This window comes from Roseibium sp. (assembly GCF_965229775.1).
In the GTDB taxonomy this organism is placed as follows: domain Bacteria; phylum Pseudomonadota; class Alphaproteobacteria; order Rhizobiales; family Stappiaceae; genus Roseibium.
This window is the reverse complement of sequence record NZ_OZ245929.1, coordinates 4086004-4102962: the sequence shown is the minus strand read 5'-3', so window position 1 is coordinate 4102962 and position 16959 is coordinate 4086004. Positions and strand designations below refer to the sequence as shown.

At 60.3% G+C, this 16959-nt stretch carries 17 protein-coding genes; 14 read left to right on the top strand and 3 right to left on the bottom strand.

Annotation, left to right across the window (positions count from 1 at the left end; all coding sequences use genetic code 11):
• Positions 1-2: 2 nt before the first annotated feature.
• From ACO07N_RS18500 to ACO07N_RS18490, 3 genes are all read left to right on the top strand, one after another.
• A complete protein-coding gene (locus ACO07N_RS18500; RefSeq protein WP_421982437.1) occupies positions 3-689 on the top strand; it encodes a class I SAM-dependent methyltransferase in 687 nt (228 codons plus the stop codon).
• A gap of 193 nt (positions 690-882) precedes the next feature.
• A complete protein-coding gene (locus tag ACO07N_RS18495) occupies positions 883-2730 on the top strand; it encodes an SLC13 family permease (protein ID WP_421982436.1) in 1848 nt (615 codons plus the stop codon).
• 19 nt (positions 2731-2749) lie between these two features.
• Positions 2750-3517 carry an arginyltransferase gene (locus ACO07N_RS18490; protein ID WP_421982435.1) on the top strand — a complete coding sequence of 256 codons (768 nt, stop codon included), beginning with the start codon at positions 2750-2752 and terminating at the stop codon, positions 3515-3517.
• Positions 3518-3580: 63 nt separating this feature from the next.
• On the opposite strand, the gene ACO07N_RS18485 is transcribed toward ACO07N_RS18490, so the two are convergent.
• Both ACO07N_RS18485 and ACO07N_RS18480 read right to left on the bottom strand, forming a co-directional pair.
• Positions 3581-4246: a uracil-DNA glycosylase gene (locus ACO07N_RS18485; RefSeq protein WP_421982434.1), complete on the bottom strand. Its 666-nt coding sequence runs from the start codon at positions 4244-4246 to the stop codon at positions 3581-3583.
• Between the two features lie 9 nt (positions 4247-4255).
• Complete coding sequence (locus ACO07N_RS18480; RefSeq protein ID WP_421982433.1) at positions 4256-4852, bottom strand: NYN domain-containing protein; 597 nt, start codon at positions 4850-4852, stop codon at positions 4256-4258.
• A gap of 378 nt (positions 4853-5230) precedes the next feature.
• On the opposite strand from ACO07N_RS18480, the gene rpoZ reads away from it, so the two are divergent.
• The 10 genes from rpoZ to parC all read left to right on the top strand — a co-directional run bounded on the left by rpoZ (position 5231) and on the right by parC (position 15549).
• Positions 5231-5632, top strand: a complete 402-nt coding sequence (gene rpoZ, locus ACO07N_RS18475; protein WP_306145198.1) for a DNA-directed RNA polymerase subunit omega — start codon at positions 5231-5233, stop codon at positions 5630-5632.
• 108 nt (positions 5633-5740) lie between these two features.
• Positions 5741-7987 (top strand): RelA/SpoT family protein, encoded by a 2247-nt coding sequence (locus tag ACO07N_RS18470; RefSeq protein WP_421982432.1) that lies wholly within the window; start codon positions 5741-5743, stop codon positions 7985-7987.
• A 24-nt stretch (positions 7988-8011) separates the two neighbouring features.
• Positions 8012-8593: an orotate phosphoribosyltransferase gene (gene pyrE / locus ACO07N_RS18465; protein ID WP_421982431.1), complete on the top strand. Its 582-nt coding sequence runs from the start codon at positions 8012-8014 to the stop codon at positions 8591-8593.
• A gap of 37 nt (positions 8594-8630) precedes the next feature.
• On the top strand, positions 8631-9233 hold the full coding sequence (locus ACO07N_RS18460; protein ID WP_421982430.1) for a DUF2062 domain-containing protein: 603 nt from the start codon (positions 8631-8633) through the stop codon (positions 9231-9233).
• 62 nt (positions 9234-9295) lie between these two features.
• Positions 9296-9727: a holo-ACP synthase gene (gene acpS / locus ACO07N_RS18455; RefSeq protein WP_421982429.1), complete on the top strand. Its 432-nt coding sequence runs from the start codon at positions 9296-9298 to the stop codon at positions 9725-9727.
• A 116-nt stretch (positions 9728-9843) separates the two neighbouring features.
• Positions 9844-10596, top strand: coding sequence for a signal peptidase I (gene lepB, locus ACO07N_RS18450; protein ID WP_421982428.1), 753 nt, complete (start codon positions 9844-9846; stop codon positions 10594-10596).
• A 30-nt stretch (positions 10597-10626) separates the two neighbouring features.
• Positions 10627-11334: a ribonuclease III gene (gene rnc, locus ACO07N_RS18445; RefSeq protein ID WP_421982427.1), complete on the top strand. Its 708-nt coding sequence runs from the start codon at positions 10627-10629 to the stop codon at positions 11332-11334.
• Between the two features lie 100 nt (positions 11335-11434).
• Positions 11435-12334 (top strand): GTPase Era, encoded by a 900-nt coding sequence (era, locus tag ACO07N_RS18440; RefSeq protein ID WP_421984449.1) that lies wholly within the window; start codon positions 11435-11437, stop codon positions 12332-12334.
• A gap of 57 nt (positions 12335-12391) precedes the next feature.
• The gene (gene recO / locus ACO07N_RS18435; protein ID WP_421982426.1) at positions 12392-13147 is read left to right on the top strand and encodes a DNA repair protein RecO; all 756 of its coding nucleotides are present in this window, start codon (positions 12392-12394) and stop codon (positions 13145-13147) included.
• Between the two features lie 149 nt (positions 13148-13296).
• The gene (parC, locus tag ACO07N_RS18430) at positions 13297-15549 is read left to right on the top strand and encodes a DNA topoisomerase IV subunit A (RefSeq protein ID WP_421982425.1); all 2253 of its coding nucleotides are present in this window, start codon (positions 13297-13299) and stop codon (positions 15547-15549) included.
• 1 nt (position 15550) lies between these two features.
• Here parC and ACO07N_RS18425 read toward each other — a convergent pair whose 3' ends face one another.
• On the bottom strand, positions 15551-16465 hold the full coding sequence (locus ACO07N_RS18425; RefSeq protein WP_421982424.1) for an AraC family transcriptional regulator: 915 nt from the start codon (positions 16463-16465) through the stop codon (positions 15551-15553).
• Between ACO07N_RS18425 and ACO07N_RS18420 the strand changes: the two genes are divergently transcribed.
• Positions 16464-16871: a DUF2000 family protein gene (locus tag ACO07N_RS18420; protein WP_421982423.1), complete on the top strand. Its 408-nt coding sequence runs from the start codon at positions 16464-16466 to the stop codon at positions 16869-16871. The two genes, ACO07N_RS18425 and ACO07N_RS18420, sit on opposite strands and share 2 nt — an antisense overlap.
• Positions 16872-16959 lie beyond the last annotated feature (88 nt).

Genomic DNA, 16959 nt, shown 5'->3' with positions numbered 1-16959 from the left:
GTATGGCCGTGGAAACAAACCTGATCGAACACTGGTCAAGCCTCCCGTCCGAAGAAGACGCGATGACGGAAGAGCACACCTGGATCTGGAGTGAAATGATTGATGCCATCGATGAAACCAACCTGTCCAATGCGGACGTGCTTGATTTCGGCTGCAATCAGGGCGGTTTTCTCCGGCTGCTGCATGACCTGCGCCCCTTTAGATCGGGCACCGGCGTCGACATCGCGCGCCGTCCGATCGAAATCGCCGAGGCTCTCAAGGGAAACCGTCCGATCTCGTACCGCGCAACCGCCGAATTATCGGATACCGATCAACGGTTCGATCTCGCGTTCTCACATGAGGTGATTTACCTGCTCGCAGATCTTCACGCGCATGCACGGCAAATGGCCCGCGCCCTGAAACCGGGCGGCAGCTACTATGCCGTCACCTGTTGTCACCGCGACAGCCCGCTCTGGGCGATGTGGCGCGCCCGCATACAGGAGTTTTCGAACATTCCCGTGCCCAATCACAGCATTGCCGACATAGCCGGGGCGTTCCGGACAGCAGGTTTCGCGGTCTCCGTCCGCCGTTTTCTGGCCAATGCCTTCGTCCCGATGGAAGCGCCGAGCGACTACCTTCCAACCGACGTGGACCGCCTGGAAACCTACAGCCGATGGAAACTCATGTTCCGCTTCGAAACAACGGGTTGAGCTCAGACCACGATCACTGCCCACGGGTTTCGAATACGGTGTGTAAGAAACTTTTTTCTCTCAAAACCGCTAGGCAGAGGACGATCCACTCCGTATCAACGGGCCGTTGAATTCAAGGCTCTTTCAATGAGCGGACCGCCTGTTCTACACTGTGCGTTCGTCAAGAGTGGCCACGCAAGGCTTGGGCAGGTGAATGCATTCTGTTGATATCGCGATGGCGCTGACCTTCGTGGTCATCGCGTCGACCGTCATCCTGTATGCCGTCGAGCGCTATCCCATCGAGACGGTCGCTCTCGGGTCCGTGACTGCCTTCATCGTCATCTTTTCAATCTTTCCCGTGGAAACTCCGGACGGCCATCAGGTTGCCACAGCCGATTTTCTCATGGGTTTTGCCAATCCCGCGCTGGTCACAGTGATCTGCCTGCTGATCATCGGCCAGGGATTGTTCCAGACCGATGCGCTGGAGGGGCCGGCCAAGGCCATCGTCCGGATGACGCGCGGCCGGTCCGCATTGGCGACGATACCGATCCTGCTGGCAGTCGCCGTCCTGAGCGCCTTCCTGAACAACACGCCCGTGGTGGTCATGTTTCTGCCGATCCTGACAGCGGTCGCCGCGACTGTCGGGCAGTCTTCGTCGCGCGTTCTGATGCCTCTGTCCTTCATCGCGATCCTCGGCGGCATGACGACGCTCATCGGGTCGTCGACCAACCTGCTGGTCGCCAATTACGCCGCGCAATCGTCCGACCTCCAGTTGAGCTTTTTCAGCTTCACGCCGATCGGACTGATCATTGCCGGCGTCGGTTCCCTTTACGTGTTTTTCGTCATGCCGCACCTGATGACGACCCGCAAGACGATGGCAGAGGAATTCCAGGCAACGTCAGGCAAGCAGTTCATTGCGCAGATCGAAATCACCTACGGGCATCCGCTCGTCGGCGTCGAGGCGGTTTCGGGCATGTTCCCCAAGCTGAAGGACATGACGGTCCGCCTCGTGCAGCGCGGTCAGGAACCGCTGTTGCCGCCGTTCGAGAACGTCGTGCTCTCGCCCGGCGATACGGTGATCGTCGCAGCGACCAGAAATGCGCTCGCCAACGCACTCGCGCGCCGGCAACCGCTTATGGAGGCGGAGACGGAACAGGCCAGCCCCGGGCGGGACCAGCAAGCCGTTCAGCCGGGGTCGATCAGCCTTGCAGAGGTCGTCGTCGCACCCGCGTCGAGGCTGATGGGACGAACGCTGCCGCAATCCGGATTCTATGCCGACACGGGCTGTCTCGTCATGGGCATCCAGAGACGCAGCCGAATGCCCCGCATGGCGATGAACGACATCAGGCTCGAAGCCGGCGACGTCCTGCTTGTCGCCGGCAGCGAAGAGGACATTTCGCGTCTGCGCGGCAATCGGGACGTGCTGCTGCTCGACTGGTCGACGGCCGAGGTGCCCAGACGGCGCTATGCGCCGAGGGCCCTGGCGATCTTTGCCTGCGTCGTCGCGCTTGCAGCGTCCGGGCTGGTTCCGATCGTTTCGGCGGCGATCGGCGGAACCTTCGCGATGATCGCGTCCGGCTGCCTGAATATCCGTCAGGCGATGCGCGCGATCGACAGCCGGATCTTCATGCTGGTCGGCGCCTCGCTGGCCGCCGCCGTCGCACTTGAAGCAACCGGCGGCGCGACGGCGATTGCCTCCGCCCTCGTCTACGCACTGCACGGGGCGTCCGCGCCCGTCATTCTTTCGGCCTTGTTCTTTCTCGTTATGGTGCTGACGAATTTTCTCTCCAACAACGCCGCCGCGGTTCTTTTCACGCCGATCGCGATCAATCTGGCCAACCAGATCGGGCAGCCGCCAGAGGCATTCGTCGTCTGCCTGATCATCGCGGCCAACACGTCCTTTGCGACACCGATCGGCTACCAGACAAACCTGATCGTGATGGGACCGGGCCACTACCGGTTCATCGACTTCATCCGCGCAGGTGTCCCACTAGCGCTCATTTTATGGTTGACGTTCTCGTTGGTCGCGCCATGGTACTATGGAATGTCAGCAACGCATTGAGGTATCGCGGGACAACAAGGTGACAAGACACCCGACCGACCATCCGCAGTTCTATCTTACAGCCCCTGCGCCCTGCCCCTATCTGGAGGGAAAGCATGAGCGGAAGGTGTTCACGCATCTGGTAGGCCACGGTGCGCCCGCGCTGAACGAGGTGCTGACGCAGGGCGGTTTCCGCCGCAGCCAGAACATCGCCTACCGTCCGGCATGCGAACAGTGTCAGTCCTGCATATCGGTGCGTGTGCGCGTGAACGACTTCAAGTGGAGCAAATCGCTCAGGCGCGTCTGGAAGTCCGGCGCAAACCTCATCGGCGCGCGCCTCCCCGCCAGCCCGTCGGCGGAGCAGTATGACCTTTTCAGAGACTATCTTCAGGAACGCCACGAAGACGGCGGCATGACGGAGATGAGCGTGCTCGACTACGCCATGATGGTCGAGGACACGCATGTCGAGACCCTCGTGCTTGAATACCGACAACGCGGACCGGACAGTTTCGTGACCGGCACCGGTGAAGGCCCGCTGCTCGGTGTCGCCTTGAGCGATCAGCTCTCCGACGGGCTGTCCATGGTGTATTCGTTCTATGACCCCGCCTACACGGAAACAGCGCTCGGCACCTACATGATCCTCGACCACATCGAGCGGGCGCGGAAGATGCGGCTTCCCTATGTCTACCTGGGATACTGGGTCGAGGGGTCGGCAAAGATGGCCTACAAGGCCCGGTTCAAGCCGCAGGAGCACCTTGGCCCGAACGGCTGGACGGTGGTCGACGCAGACGCGGCAGACAAGGGTTAGCGTCCTCCCGCCAATCTCCGACGACAATTGCACAAACCGCAATGTATAGCTGGCTGATGCAGGCTATTGCGGAGGAATATGCTGTCGGATTTTCTCGAACACCGTCCGGAACATGTCTTCAGTCAGACGTCCCGTGTTCGTGTTGTAGCGCGAACAGTGGTAGCTATCGAACAGTGACATGCCGTGCCCTGGCAGTTCATGCTCCGCGCAATGCGCAAACGGAAACGCGGCACGGCGCAGGTCCAGCGCTGTCAGGAAGGTCTCGTGCGCGATCCTTCCAAGCGCCAGGACGGCGCGGATCGACGGGTTGGCCGACAGGGTTGCAAGCAAATAGGGGCGGCACGCCTTGATTTCCGGGCCGGTCGGCTTGTTCTGCGGCGGCAGGCAGCGCACGGCGTTGGTGATCATGGCATCTTTCAGGACGAGGCCGTCATCCGGACGCGCAGCGTATGTTCCTTCCGCAAATCCGTATTCGAGCATTGTCTTGTAAAGAAGGTCACCTGCGAAGTCGCCCGTGAACGGCCGCCCGGTGCAGTTGGCACCCTTCATGCCGGGCGCGAGCCCGATGACCAGCAATCTGGGGTTTTCAGCTGAAAACGACGGCACAGGCGCGTTGTGCCAATCCGGATGCGCCGCCTGAAGCTCGTGACGCAAGGCGACGAGCCTCGGACAGACCGGGCAGTCCGGCGGCGGATCCGTGGGTATCTGATTGTCTATCTGAGCCGGCATGACGGCGGCTTAGTAGTCATCATCCTCGTCGTCGTCATCATCGACGTGAGACGACATCTGCGGGCGCACGGGGCGCTCCGACGGATCGCGGCCGATCTTGTTGGCAAGGCTTGCCAGATCAATGAAATGGTCGGCCTGACGGCGAAGATCATCGGCGATCATCGGCGGCTGGGTCTTCAGCGTCGAAACGACACTGACCTTCCTGCCCTTGCGCTGAAGCGCCTCGACGAGCGAACGGAAATCGCCATCGCCGGAGAACAGCACTATGTGATCGACGGACTCGACCAGTTCCATCGCATCGACCGCGAGTTCGATGTCCATGTTGCCCTTGACCTTGCGGCGCCCGGCACTGTCGACGAATTCTTTCACCGGCTTGGTGATGACCTTGTAACCGTTGTAATCCAGCCAGTCGATGAGCGGCCGGATCGACGAATACTCCTGATCCTCAATAAGCGCGGTGTAATAATATGCGCGCAGCAGATATGCCTGTCCCTGGAACTCCTTCAACAGCCGTTTGTAATCGATATCAAATCCGATCGCCTTGGCCGTCGAGTACAAGTTGGCTCCATCGATAAACAAAGCAACTTTTTCTCTAGCGTCAAACATATTAAGTGAAACCTTTCCGAGTTAAATGCGCTTTTGAATGTAAAGGAATGGTTGATCGGGCTCCCGCAGCCAGACCCATTGTGCCTTTCACCCGGCAAACGCATTTTTGCTGAGAATACATTTAACGCCCATCGCCGTTTTGCTCAGCTTATTGTTTTGTTTTTCCCACCGACCCTATTGATTCTTATAGGTCCCCAGTAGTGCCCTACACTAAAAGATTGGACCGCTGCAATGCAAAAGACATTGGAGCCAAAAAAAATCGATAAAAAACCTGCAAAATGCGGCTATCTCCTCTGAAATCCTCCCAGGGGTTGCTTTTTGGAATTGTGGTCACTATACGCTTTTTTTTCAAGTTCCTTTAGCCTATGGAGACGTCGAATGGCGCGCGTGACCGTCGAGGACTGCATCGACAAGGTCGAAAACCGGTTTGAGCTGGTGCTGCTTGCTGCGCATCGGGCCCGCATGATCTCGAGCGGATCTCCGCTCACGATCGACCGTGACAACGACAAGAACCCTGTCGTCGCACTGCGCGAGATCGCCGAGCAGACCGTCAGCCCGGAAGACATGAAAGAAGACCTGATCCACTCCCTCCAGAAATTCGTGGAAGTGGACGAGCCGGAAACCGAAGCCGTGCCTGTCGTTCCGTCCGCGAACCAGCACCAGGTTACCCAGGTCAACACTGTCGACGACAGTGCCGTGGAATTTGATCGCATGTCGGAAGAAGATCTTCTGCGCGGTCTGGAAGGTCTGGTGCCGCCGGAGCGCACCGACGACGTTTGAATTATCGTCAAGTTCCCGTCTGAAACGCAACCGCAAGGTGCACGCGTTTCAGGCGGATTTTGTTTTTCCTGCTGATGTCTCAGCCGGTTGCCTGGGTCGGTTGCGGCCATGATGCGTCAATACGAACTCGTTGAACGGGTTACACGCTATAACCCGGAAGCAGACGAAGCCTTGCTCAACAAGGCCTATGTCTATGCCATGCAGAAGCATGGCCCGCAGACGCGCGCATCCGGTGACCCCTATTTTTCACACCCGCTCGAAGTCGCCGCGATCCTGACGGATCTGCGTCTCGACGACGCGACGATCGCCGTCGCGCTGCTTCACGACACGATCGAGGACACCGATGCGACGCGCGCCGAGATCGACGCGCTATTCGGCGAGGAAATCGGCAAGCTTGTCGAAGGGCTGACCAAGATCAAGCGGCTCGATCTGGTGTCGCAGAAGGCCAAGCAGGCGGAAAACTTCCGCAAGCTGCTGCTTGCCATCGCGGATGATGTGCGTGTCCTGCTCGTCAAACTCGCCGACCGGCTGCACAACATGCGCACGCTTCAGCACATGCCCGCCCACAAGCGCGGCCGCATTGCGGAAGAAACAATGGAAATCTATGCGCCACTCGCCGGCCGCATGGGTATGCATGACATGCGCGAAGAGCTCGAGGACATATCGTTCCATACGCTCAACCCGGAAGCCTATGAGACGATCACCGACCGCCTGGCCGATCTGCGCGAGAAGAACCGCGATCTCATTGCCGATATCGAAACGACCCTGACGGAGCGGCTCAGCGAACGCGGCATGGCGGCGGAAGTCAGGGGCCGGGAAAAACGCCCCTACTCGATCTTCCGAAAGATGCAGCGCAAGGCGATCGGGTTCGAACAGCTTTCGGACATCTACGGTTTCCGCGTCACCGTGGGAACCGTGGAGGCATGCTATCGCGTGCTCGGTGTCATCCACACCACATGGCCGACGGTTCCCGGACGGTTCAAGGACTACATCTCCACGCCGAAGCAGAACGACTACAAGTCGATCCACACCACCATCGTCGGGCCTTCGCGCCAGAGGGTCGAACTGCAGATCCGGACGATCTCCATGGACCGGGTCGCCGAATACGGCATCGCAGCCCATGCACTTTACAAGGATGGTGAGCTGGGCGGACGGAACATCGCGCGCCACACCGAAGACTGCCGCGCCTTCGAATGGCTGCGGCGCACGACCGAACTGCTTGCCCAGGGCGACACGCCGGAAGAATTCCTGGAAAACACGAAACTCGAACTCTTTCACGACCAGGTCTTCTGTTTCTCGCCGAAGGGCCGGCTGATTGCGCTGCCGCGCGGCGCAACGCCGATCGACTTCGCCTATGCGGTCCATACCGGCATCGGCAATACCTGCGTCGGGTGCAAGATCAACGGCAAGATCATGCCGCTGGTGACGGAGCTCCACAACGGCGACGAGGTCGAGATCATCCGCTCCGCCGCGCAGACCCCGCCGCCGGCCTGGGAAGCGATTGCGGTTACCGGCAAGGCACGCGCCGCGATCCGCCGCGCGACCCGTGAATCGGTCCGCAAGCAATATGGTGCGCTCGGCGAACACATCCTGAAACGCGCCTTTGCCCGGGCAGACAAGGTGTTTTCGGAAGATCTGCTCGAAGCCGTGCTGGGCGAGCATCACCAGTCGAGCGTTGCCGATCTTCTGGCGGCGGTCGGGCGCGGCGATCTCAGCGCGCAACTGGTGCTGAAATCGGCGCATCCCGACTATCAGGATGAACGTGTTGCCATGGCTGGGCCGCCGATGGAAGAGGGCTGGTTCGGACTGAAACAGGGGCACGGACTGAAGTTCCGCATCCCACCCGGGGAACTCGACAACGGCAAGCCGCAGGCCGACGAGGACGACCAGGCGAGCGAAGGCCCGGCTCTGCCGATCCGCGGCCTGTCCGGCGACATACCCGTCAGCTTCGCGCCGGATGGCGGAGCGGTTCCGGGCGATCGGATCGTCGGTATCTTGACCCCGTCAGAGGGACTGACCATCTATCCCATACAATCGCCGTCGCTCAAGGAATTCGACGACCAGACCGAACGTTGGGTCGATGTCCGCTGGGACATCGACGTGAACAATCCGGAGCGCTTTCCGGCGCGACTGGACATATCGGCTGCCAACGAACCGGGATCACTTGCGGCGATTGCACAGGTAATCGGAGAGAACAGCGGAAATATCGACAATGTGAAAATGGTTCAACGTGCCCCGGACTTTCACCAGATGGTGATCGATCTCGAGGTCTGGGACCTGAAACACCTGAACCGGATCATCAATCAGTTGCGCTCAAAACCTAATGTATCAAGCGTCAACCGGGTTAATGGATAGCCGCAACATGACAGGGAGATTTTGATGAACCGTGACGAAGTGTTGGCCTTGTTCCGCGAAGCAGGTGCGATCCTTGAGGGACATTTCATTCTGACGTCGGGCCTGCGCAGTCCGGTCTTCCTCCAGAAGGCCAGGGTATTCATGTACCCGGACAAGACGGAAAAACTCTGCAAGGCCCTCGCCGAAAAGATCACGGCCAGCGGTCTTGGAAAGATCGACTATATCGTCTCCCCGGCCCTCGGCGGACTGATACCGGGTTACGAAACGGCGCGGCATCTGCAGGTTCCGGCCATGTGGGTGGAACGGGAAGACGGCGAATTCAGACTGCGCCGATTCGACATGCCCGAAGGTGCCCGGGTGATCGTTGTTGAGGATATAGTTACCACAGGTCTATCGAGCCGCGAGACGGTAACTTCGTTGAAAGCTCTTGGTGCTGAAGTCCTTGCCGTGGCCTGCCTGATCGACCGGTCCGGAGGCGAAGCCGATGCCTCTGTTCCCATCGTCGCGTTGGCCGAATACAAGGTACCTGCTTACGAGCCGGACAATCTTCCACCGGAACTGGCCGCCCTGCCCGCGGTCAAACCGGGAAGCCGGGGCTTGAGCTGAACAACAATAAGCTGCTGACAGGACGCGACACGAATTCATGCTGTTCCAACGCCGAAATAGACCCTCGCGCATCGAGCGCTTTCGCGTTGCAGTCTGGCCACGGAACAGCTGGTCCCGTTCGACACGGTATTTCGGCAAACGTGTCTTGCGCCTGACAGCAACGCCGCATGCGATCGCGATCGGTTTCGCCGCCGGCGCCTTTGCGTCCTGCACCCCGCTCGTGGGTTTCCACTTCCTGACGGCGTTCGTTTTTGCCTATATCGTGCGCGGCAACATGATTGCGGCAGCGCTCGGCACGTCCATCGGCAATCCGCTGACCTTTCCGTTCATCTGGGCATCGACCTTCAAGATCGGCCAGTGGATCCTGCACGGAAGGGCCCCGAAGGCAGACCCGCATCAGGTGCATCAGCGTTTCCAGGAAGGGTTGTTCGAACGCTCGCTGGATTCGCTTTGGCCGATGCTGAAGCCGATGTTCATCGGCGGCGTCCCGCTCGGGCTGGTGGTCGGTACGGTTTCCTACGTCATCGTGTTCAAGAGCGTCGAGGTCTATCAACGCAAGAGGCGTCAGACCCTCGCCGACAGGGGCAAAAACCCCTATTCGGGCGGTGCCTCAACGGTCGAGGATGAAGGCAGCGGTTGAGTTTTGCGGGAACGACCCCAATTAAGTGCCCAGAACTTCTCAGGAAACGGGTCCGCGACAGAATGATCTTAGGGATAGGCAGCGATCTGATCGACATCAGGCGGATCGAAAAGACGCTGGAACGCTTCGGCGACCGGTTCACCAACCGGGTTTTCACGGAAATCGAACGGACAAAATCCGACAGGCGCGCGCAGCGTGCCGCCTCCTATGCGAAGCGTTTCGCCGCCAAGGAGGCCTGTTCCAAGGCGCTGGGAAGCGGAATCCGGATGGGCGTCGCCTGGCGGGAAATGGGCGTGGTCAACCTGCCGAGCGGCAAGCCGACGATCTCGCTGCAGGGTGGCGCGGCCGAGAGGCTGGCCGCTATGACGCCGACCGGCTTCAGGACGACAATCGACTTGACGATCACCGACGATTTTCCGCTCGCCCAGGCATTTGTCGTGATCTCGGCATGGCCCCCGGACTGGCCGTTGCCGCCATCAACAGATTCCCGGTGACCTGCGGTTTCACGACGGTAGACAGCACATTGCGTCAATCGGCATGAACCGTTAAGAGTCGCGCTCGGGTGTCGCCCCGAAAACCCGGTCCACCGCAAATTGCTTTAAGGGAAAACATGAGCGTGTCTGAAAACAAGAAAGACAAGGACGGCGGTCTGTACGAGACCGTGAAGGTTGTCGTCCAGGCACTGTTGCTTGCCCTGATCGTGCGCACCTTTCTTTTCCAGCCGTTCAACATTCCCTCAGGTTCCATGAAAGACACGTTGCTGATCGGCGACTATCTTTTCGTATCCAAATACAGCTACGGGTATTCGAGGTATTCGTTTCCCTTCGGGATCGTGCCTTTTTCGGGCCGCGTCTGGTCCGCCGAACCCAAGCGCGGCGATGTCGCCGTCTTCAAGCTGCCGACCGACACGTCCATCGACTACATCAAGCGCGTGATCGGCCTTCCCGGCGACACGATCCAGGTTCGGGACGGTGTAGTCTTCATCAACGGAGAAGCGGTCAAGCGCGAGCAGATCGACGACTACATCGAAACGTCTGCATCAGGCGCAGTGCGCCGGGTGCCGCGTTTCAGGGAAACGCTGCCCAATGGCGTATCCTACGACACGCTGGACCTGACCACGCGCGGTCAACTGGACAACACCCGCGAATACACCGTGCCCGAGGGGCATTATTTCATGATGGGCGACAACCGTGACAATTCGGTCGACAGCCGTGTCCTGTCCAAGGTGGGATACGTGCCGCTCGAGAATTTCATGGGACGCGCGGAAATCCTGTTCTTCTCCATCGGCGACGGAACGCCGGCCTGGCAAATCTGGACCTGGCCATGGACCGTGCGTTGGGACCGGATCGGCAAGACCCTCTAAGACAAGCCGCAGCAGGCCAAAGCAGGCCGTATGACACAGAACCAGAAGAAAAACGCGGTATCGGCCCTCAAGGCGGCGCTGCACTACGAATTCAGCGACCTGGAGCTGCTCCGGGTCGCGCTGACGCATGCAAGCGCCCTCGCCCCGTCCGAGACCGTTTCGGGAAGCTACCAGAGACTGGAGTTCCTGGGCGACCGGGTCCTGGGGCTCGTCGTCGCCTCCATGCTGCACGAGCACTTTCCCAAGGCCGATGAAGGCGAACTCGCCCGCCGCTTCAACCACATGGTCAAACGCGAGACCTGTGCCGAGATCGCGCAGGAGCTGGGTGTCGGAGACGCCATGCGGATCGGCCTTGCGGAAGCACAGACCGGCGGCCGGAAAAAGACGGCCCTGCTCGCCGATATCTGCGAAGCGGTGATTGCCGCAATCTACCTTGACGGCGGGTATGCAGCGGCGGAAACCTTCGTCAGGCGCCTTTGGGAGCCACGTATGTTATCCTGGACCGGTCCGTTGCGGGACGCGAAGACGACGTTGCAAGAATGGGCGCAATCGAAAAGCCTGCCGACGCCGCGGTACGAGGTCACCGACCGCGACGGGCCGGATCACGCCCCGAATTTCACGGTCGCGGTCATCGTGCAGGGATTGGCCCCGGGCGAAGGCAGCGGCGGCTCCAAGCGGATCGCCGAACAAAGCGCGGCCGAGACCGTCTTGCGCCGGGAAGGTGTCTGGAAGGAATGACGTTCCATTGAGTGAAGAAGACAAATCCACCGACGAGGACACTGAATTCGTTCCGGAAAAGGGCCGGTTTGATATTCCCCTGCCTGCGCCGCTCGGCGAAATGCCGAAAGACACGAAAGCCGGTTTCATCGCGTTGATCGGCGCGCCGAACGCCGGCAAGTCGACCCTGATCAACCAGCTCGTGGGCACCAAGGTGTCCATCGTCACGCACAAGGTTCAGACCACGCGCTCGATCATTCGCGGCGTTGCCATGCACGGCAATGCGCAGCTGGTCTTCATCGACACGCCGGGCATCTTCAAGCCCAAGCGCCGCCTCGACCGGGCGATGGTCGATACCGCATGGGGCGGTGCCCGCGACGCCGATCTGATCGCGCTGCTGATCGATGCGCGCAAGGGCATAGACGAGGAAGTGGAGAACATCCTCAAGCGTCTCAAGAACCAGTCCGCGCCCAAGGTGCTGATCCTCAACAAGACGGATGTCGCGAGGCGCGAGAAGCTGCTGCAGCTTGCCCAGCAGGCAAACGAATATCTCGACTTTGAGGAAACCTTCATGGTGTCCGCCCTGACCGGCGACGGCACCCAGACGATCCTGGACCATTTCGCGTCGAAGCTTCCGGACGGCCCGTGGCTCTATCCGGATGACCAGCCGTCAGATCTGCCCCTGCGCATTCTGGCGGCGGAGATCACGCGCGAAAAGCTGTTCGAGCGCCTGCACCAGGAACTGCCTTACATTTCGACGGTGGAAACCGAGCAGTGGCAAAGCCGCAAGGACGGATCGGCGCGCATCGAACAGACGATCTATGTTGAGCGCGACAGCCAGAAAAGCATCGTTCTGGGCAAGCGCGGCCAGACGATCAAGGCGATTTCGAAGGCCGCGCGGGAAGAGCTGTCCGATATCATCGAAGCCCCCGTGCACCTGTTCCTGTTCGTGAAGGTGCGCGAAAACTGGGCGGACGATCCTGAGCGCTACCGGGAAATGGGTCTCGAGTTTCCCAAATAGGTGGGTGTTTGGCCGGGCACGATCGGGACAGTCCGGCGGCAGAACAAGGTGTTTCCGTTGGAATGGACGAGCCGCGGGGTGGTGCTGACCACGCGCAAACACGGCGAGAACGATGTCATCCTGGAAGCCCTGACGCTCGACCATGGACGGCATCTCGGACTGGTGCGCGGCGGGCGCTCGCAGCGCAACCGGCCCGTGCTGCAGCCGGGAAACGAACTCGACCTGACCTGGAAGGCACGCCTTTCGGACCATCTCGGCATATTCGCGCTCGAGCCGCAGACGCTGCGCGCAGGCCAGCTGATGACGAACGCGATCGGCCTTGCCGGATTGCAGCATCTCGCCTTCCTGCTGAAACTCCTGCCGGAGCGGCACCCCTACCCGCATCTTTATGACGCGCTCAATGTGGTTCTGGAGCATCTCGATGCGCCCGACGCGGCCGCTGCCTTGCTCATCCGCTTCGAACTGGAACTGCTGCGCGATCTGGGCATGGGGCTTGATCTCACGTCCTGCGCGGCGACGGGGCAGAGCGAAGACCTTGTCTATGTTTCTCCGAAATCAGGGCGCGCGGTCAGCCGCGACGCGGGCAAGCCCTATCACGACAGGATGCTGCCCCTGCCCTCGTTCCTGCTGCAGGGCCAGCGCCAGGCCGGCAGTGAACTGACCTGGAAAGATGTCACGGAAGGTTTTGCCCTGACATCGTTCTTCGTGTCCGGCCATCTGCGCGAGCGCGGCAATCCGGATCCCGGCACGCGCCAGCAGCTACTCGGCGCCCTGGAGCGGCGCTACCGCGAGGACTTTCCCTGGAATTTCTGACAGGCCGGACCAGCGCAACCGGCATACGACGATGCTGTGCGACTTCCGTGCGTGTTTCAAGTGCGAAATCCGTTGAAAATCAGCCATTCCGCTTGCCAATTGCCCGGTCTCGAATTGCGGAGCGGAGGTGAAACGGTTAGCAAACAGATATGGGAAAAGAGACGACACCACCACCGAGCGGCATCGAGGGGATCAACCTCAAGGATGCGCTTGAAGAACGCTATCTGGCCTACGCCCTTTCCACGATCATGCACCGGGCTTTGCCTGACGTCCGCGACGGGCTGAAACCGGTTCACAGACGCCTGCTCTATGCTATGCGCCTTCTGAAGCTGGATCCCGGAGCAGGCTTCAAGAAATGCGCACGCGTCGTCGGCGACGTCATCGGTAAGTACCACCCGCACGGGGACCAGGCGGTCTATGATGCGCTTGTGAGGCTTGCCCAGGATTTTGCGCAGCGCTATCCGCTGATCGACGGCCAGGGCAACTTCGGCAATGTCGACGGCGACAATGCCGCGGCCATGCGCTACACCGAAGCGCGCATGACCGACACGGCCAAGCGCCTGCTTGACGGTCTTGATGAAAACGCCGTTGATTTCCGCGAGACCTATGACGGCGAGGACAAGGAACCCATCGTCCTGCCCGGCGGGTTTCCGAACCTGCTCGGCAACGGATCTTCCGGCATTGCCGTCGGCATGGCCACCTCGATCCCGCCGCATAATGCTTTTGAGCTGTGCCAGGCCTGTCTGCATCTGATCAAGAATCCCAGGGCCGAAGTCGACGAGTTGCTCGAGTTCATCAAGGGTCCTGATTTTCCGACCGGCGGGCTGCTTGTCTCCGATCAGGGATCGATCCGCGAAGCCTACGCCACCGGGCGCGGCAGCTTCCGCATCCGCGCGCGCTGGGAGGTCGAGGATCTCGGCCGCGGCCAATGGTCGATCGTCGTCACGGAAATTCCCTATCAGGTGCAGAAATCGCGGCTGATCGAAAAAATCGCCGAACTGCTGACCGCGCGCAAATTGCCGCTGCTTGATGATGTGCGCGATGAATCGGCCGAAGACATCCGCATCGTGCTCGTGCCACGGTCGCGCAATGTCGACGCAAATCTGCTCATGGAATCGCTGTTCAAGCTGACCGACCTGGAAAACCGGTTTTCGCTGAACATGAACGTCCTGTCGATGGGCAAGGTGCCCATGGTGATGGGCCTGAAGCAGGTGCTCCGCGAATGGCTCGACCATCGCAAGGTCGTCCTGATCCGGCGCTCCGAGCACAGGCTCGGACAGATCAACCACCGCCTGGAGGTTCTTGCCGGCTATCTGATTGCCTACCTGAACCTGGACGAGGTGATCCGGATCATCCGCGAGGAAGACGATGCCAAGGCCGAGCTGATCCGGACCTTCGAGCTCACCGACGTGCAGGCAGAAGCCATCCTCAACATGCGGCTGAGATCCCTGCGCAAGCTTGAAGAGCTGGAGATCCGCAAGGAACACGAAAAACTCACCGAGGAGAAGGACGAACTGACGAAGCTGCTCGGTTCGGACGCGCGCCAATGGACGCGCATTTCCAAGGAAATCGTGGAAATTTCCAAGGTTTACGGGCCAGAGACCGAGATCGGCAAGAGACGCACGGACAAGGCCGAAGCTCCCGAGGCCGACCTTGTCGACATCCAGCAGGCCATGATCGAGAAGGAACCGATCACCGTCATCATTTCCGAAAAGGGCTGGATCCGTGCGCTCAAAGGGCATCAGAGCGATCTTTCCACGCTCTCCTTCAAGCAGGGCGACAAGCTGAAGCTGTCCTTCCACGCCGAAACGACGGACAAGATCCTCGTCTTCTCGACCGGTGGCAAGTTCTTCACCCTTGGCGCCGACCGCCTTCCGGGCGGGCGCGGGCACGGCGAACCGATCCGGCTCATGGTGGAAATGGACGAGGCGCAGGACGTGGTGAATGCGTTCGTTCACAAGCCCGGGCGCAACCTTCTTGTGTGCAACAACGAGGCACGCGGGTTCGTCGTCGGCGAGAACGACGTGATCGCCAACACCCGCAAGGGAAAACAGGTTCTCAACCTCACCGCACCAACGGAAGCAACGCTCTGCGTGGACGCAACAGGAGATCACGTTGCGATCATCGGCGAAAACCGGAAGCTTCTTGTCTTCCCACTCGCACAGGTGGCGCAGATGGGCCGTGGCCGCGGCGTGCGGCTGCAGCGTTACCGCGACGGAAAAGTCGCCGACATCCGGGTCTTCAAGGCGGAAGACGGCCTGACCTGGACCGACAGTTCGGGCCGCAGCTTCACGCGGACGATGGACGAACTCGCCGACTGGCGCGGGGATCGCGGCAATGCCGGACGTCTGCCGCCGACCGGCTTCCCGCGTTCCAACAAGTTCGGTCCGGGATCGCTTTAGACTAGCTTTCAGCACTGGTGGCGGTCAGCCGCCGCCACGCGCCCGGGGTCATGCCGAACGCGCGCCTGAAATGCCGGTTCATGTGGCTCTGATCGGCAAAGCCGCTTTCAACTGCCACCGCCGCAAGGGGTTCCCCGTTCGAAAGCAGCTGCCTTGCATGCGCGAGACGGCGCATGAGGAGATACCGGTGCGGGCTTGTACCGTAAGCCCGCTTGAATTGCCGCGACAATGAATAGCGATCGAGATCCGCCAGCCTTTCCAGATCGCTTACCCGGACGGGGTCCCTGAAACTTTCCTTCAGGAAGTCGGCACACTTTTCCAGGGCGGTCCGGTCCGATGGGCCCTCAGACCAACTGGTGCCAGTGTCGCCTAACCTGCGAAGGCCGGCAGCAAGCTCGGCAAGAACCGAACTGCGCCTGAGGTCCCCCATTTCCGTCTCGATGTCTTCAAGCGTTTCCCGCAGGACTGCCTGCAGCTGCGGGTCGCTGAAAACGGGATCCGCGAGATGAGGCAGGCTCCCCGTCCCGGGCCCTTCCAGCGCATTGCGGATGTCTTCCGGCTGAATGTAAATCATGCGATAGCGCAGACCGCTTTCCGTTCCTGCGCCTCCGTCGTGCAGTTCGTCTGGATGAATGACGATGATCTGCCCCGGCAGCGAGGCATGCGACCTCCCGCGATAGCGGAATGTCTGCACACCGTTCAGCGTCAGACCGATCGCGTAGGTATCATGCCTGTGCGGGTCGAAACCCTTGCCCGTGAACCTGGCTTCGATCCGTTCGATTCCGCTCTCGACTGGGGCAATCCGGATTAAGTCACTGTCCGTGGTGCACAAACGTTCAAGACCCGCGTCTCCATCCGGCGCAAGGTTGGCGCGAACCCTTGCCGATCTGATGCCCTTCGTGGAGTTTTCCCTCATGTTTGATACCAAGTTCGTCGTCGTTGTCCGTGAAGACATGGCCGTCTGGCAAAAGCTCAATGTAACGGCGTTTCTGTCGACCGGAATCGCCGCGGCAAAGCCGGACCTCATCGGTGAAGCCTACCGCGACGCTGCCGGTAACAGCTATCACTCCATGAGCATCCAGCCAATCATCATCCTGTCCGCCGACGAGATGCTGATCCGGAAGATCCATGCAAGAGCGCTTCAAAGAGACGTGAAATCAAGTCTATACATCGAAGACATGTTTGCGACCGGGCACGACGTTGCGAACCGGGCGGTCTTCGAAAAGTTCGCACCGGACGATGCGCGCGTGGTCGGGATCGCGTTTCATGCGGACAAGAAAACTGCCGACAAGATCACCAAGGGCGCGCGCATGCATGCCTGACGGCCCCTGTCAGTTTCTGCCATATTTCACGATGGTCCCCCTCGACGGATCGGGCCGGAGCGGGCAATCTGTCTGCCGACCGAGTCAG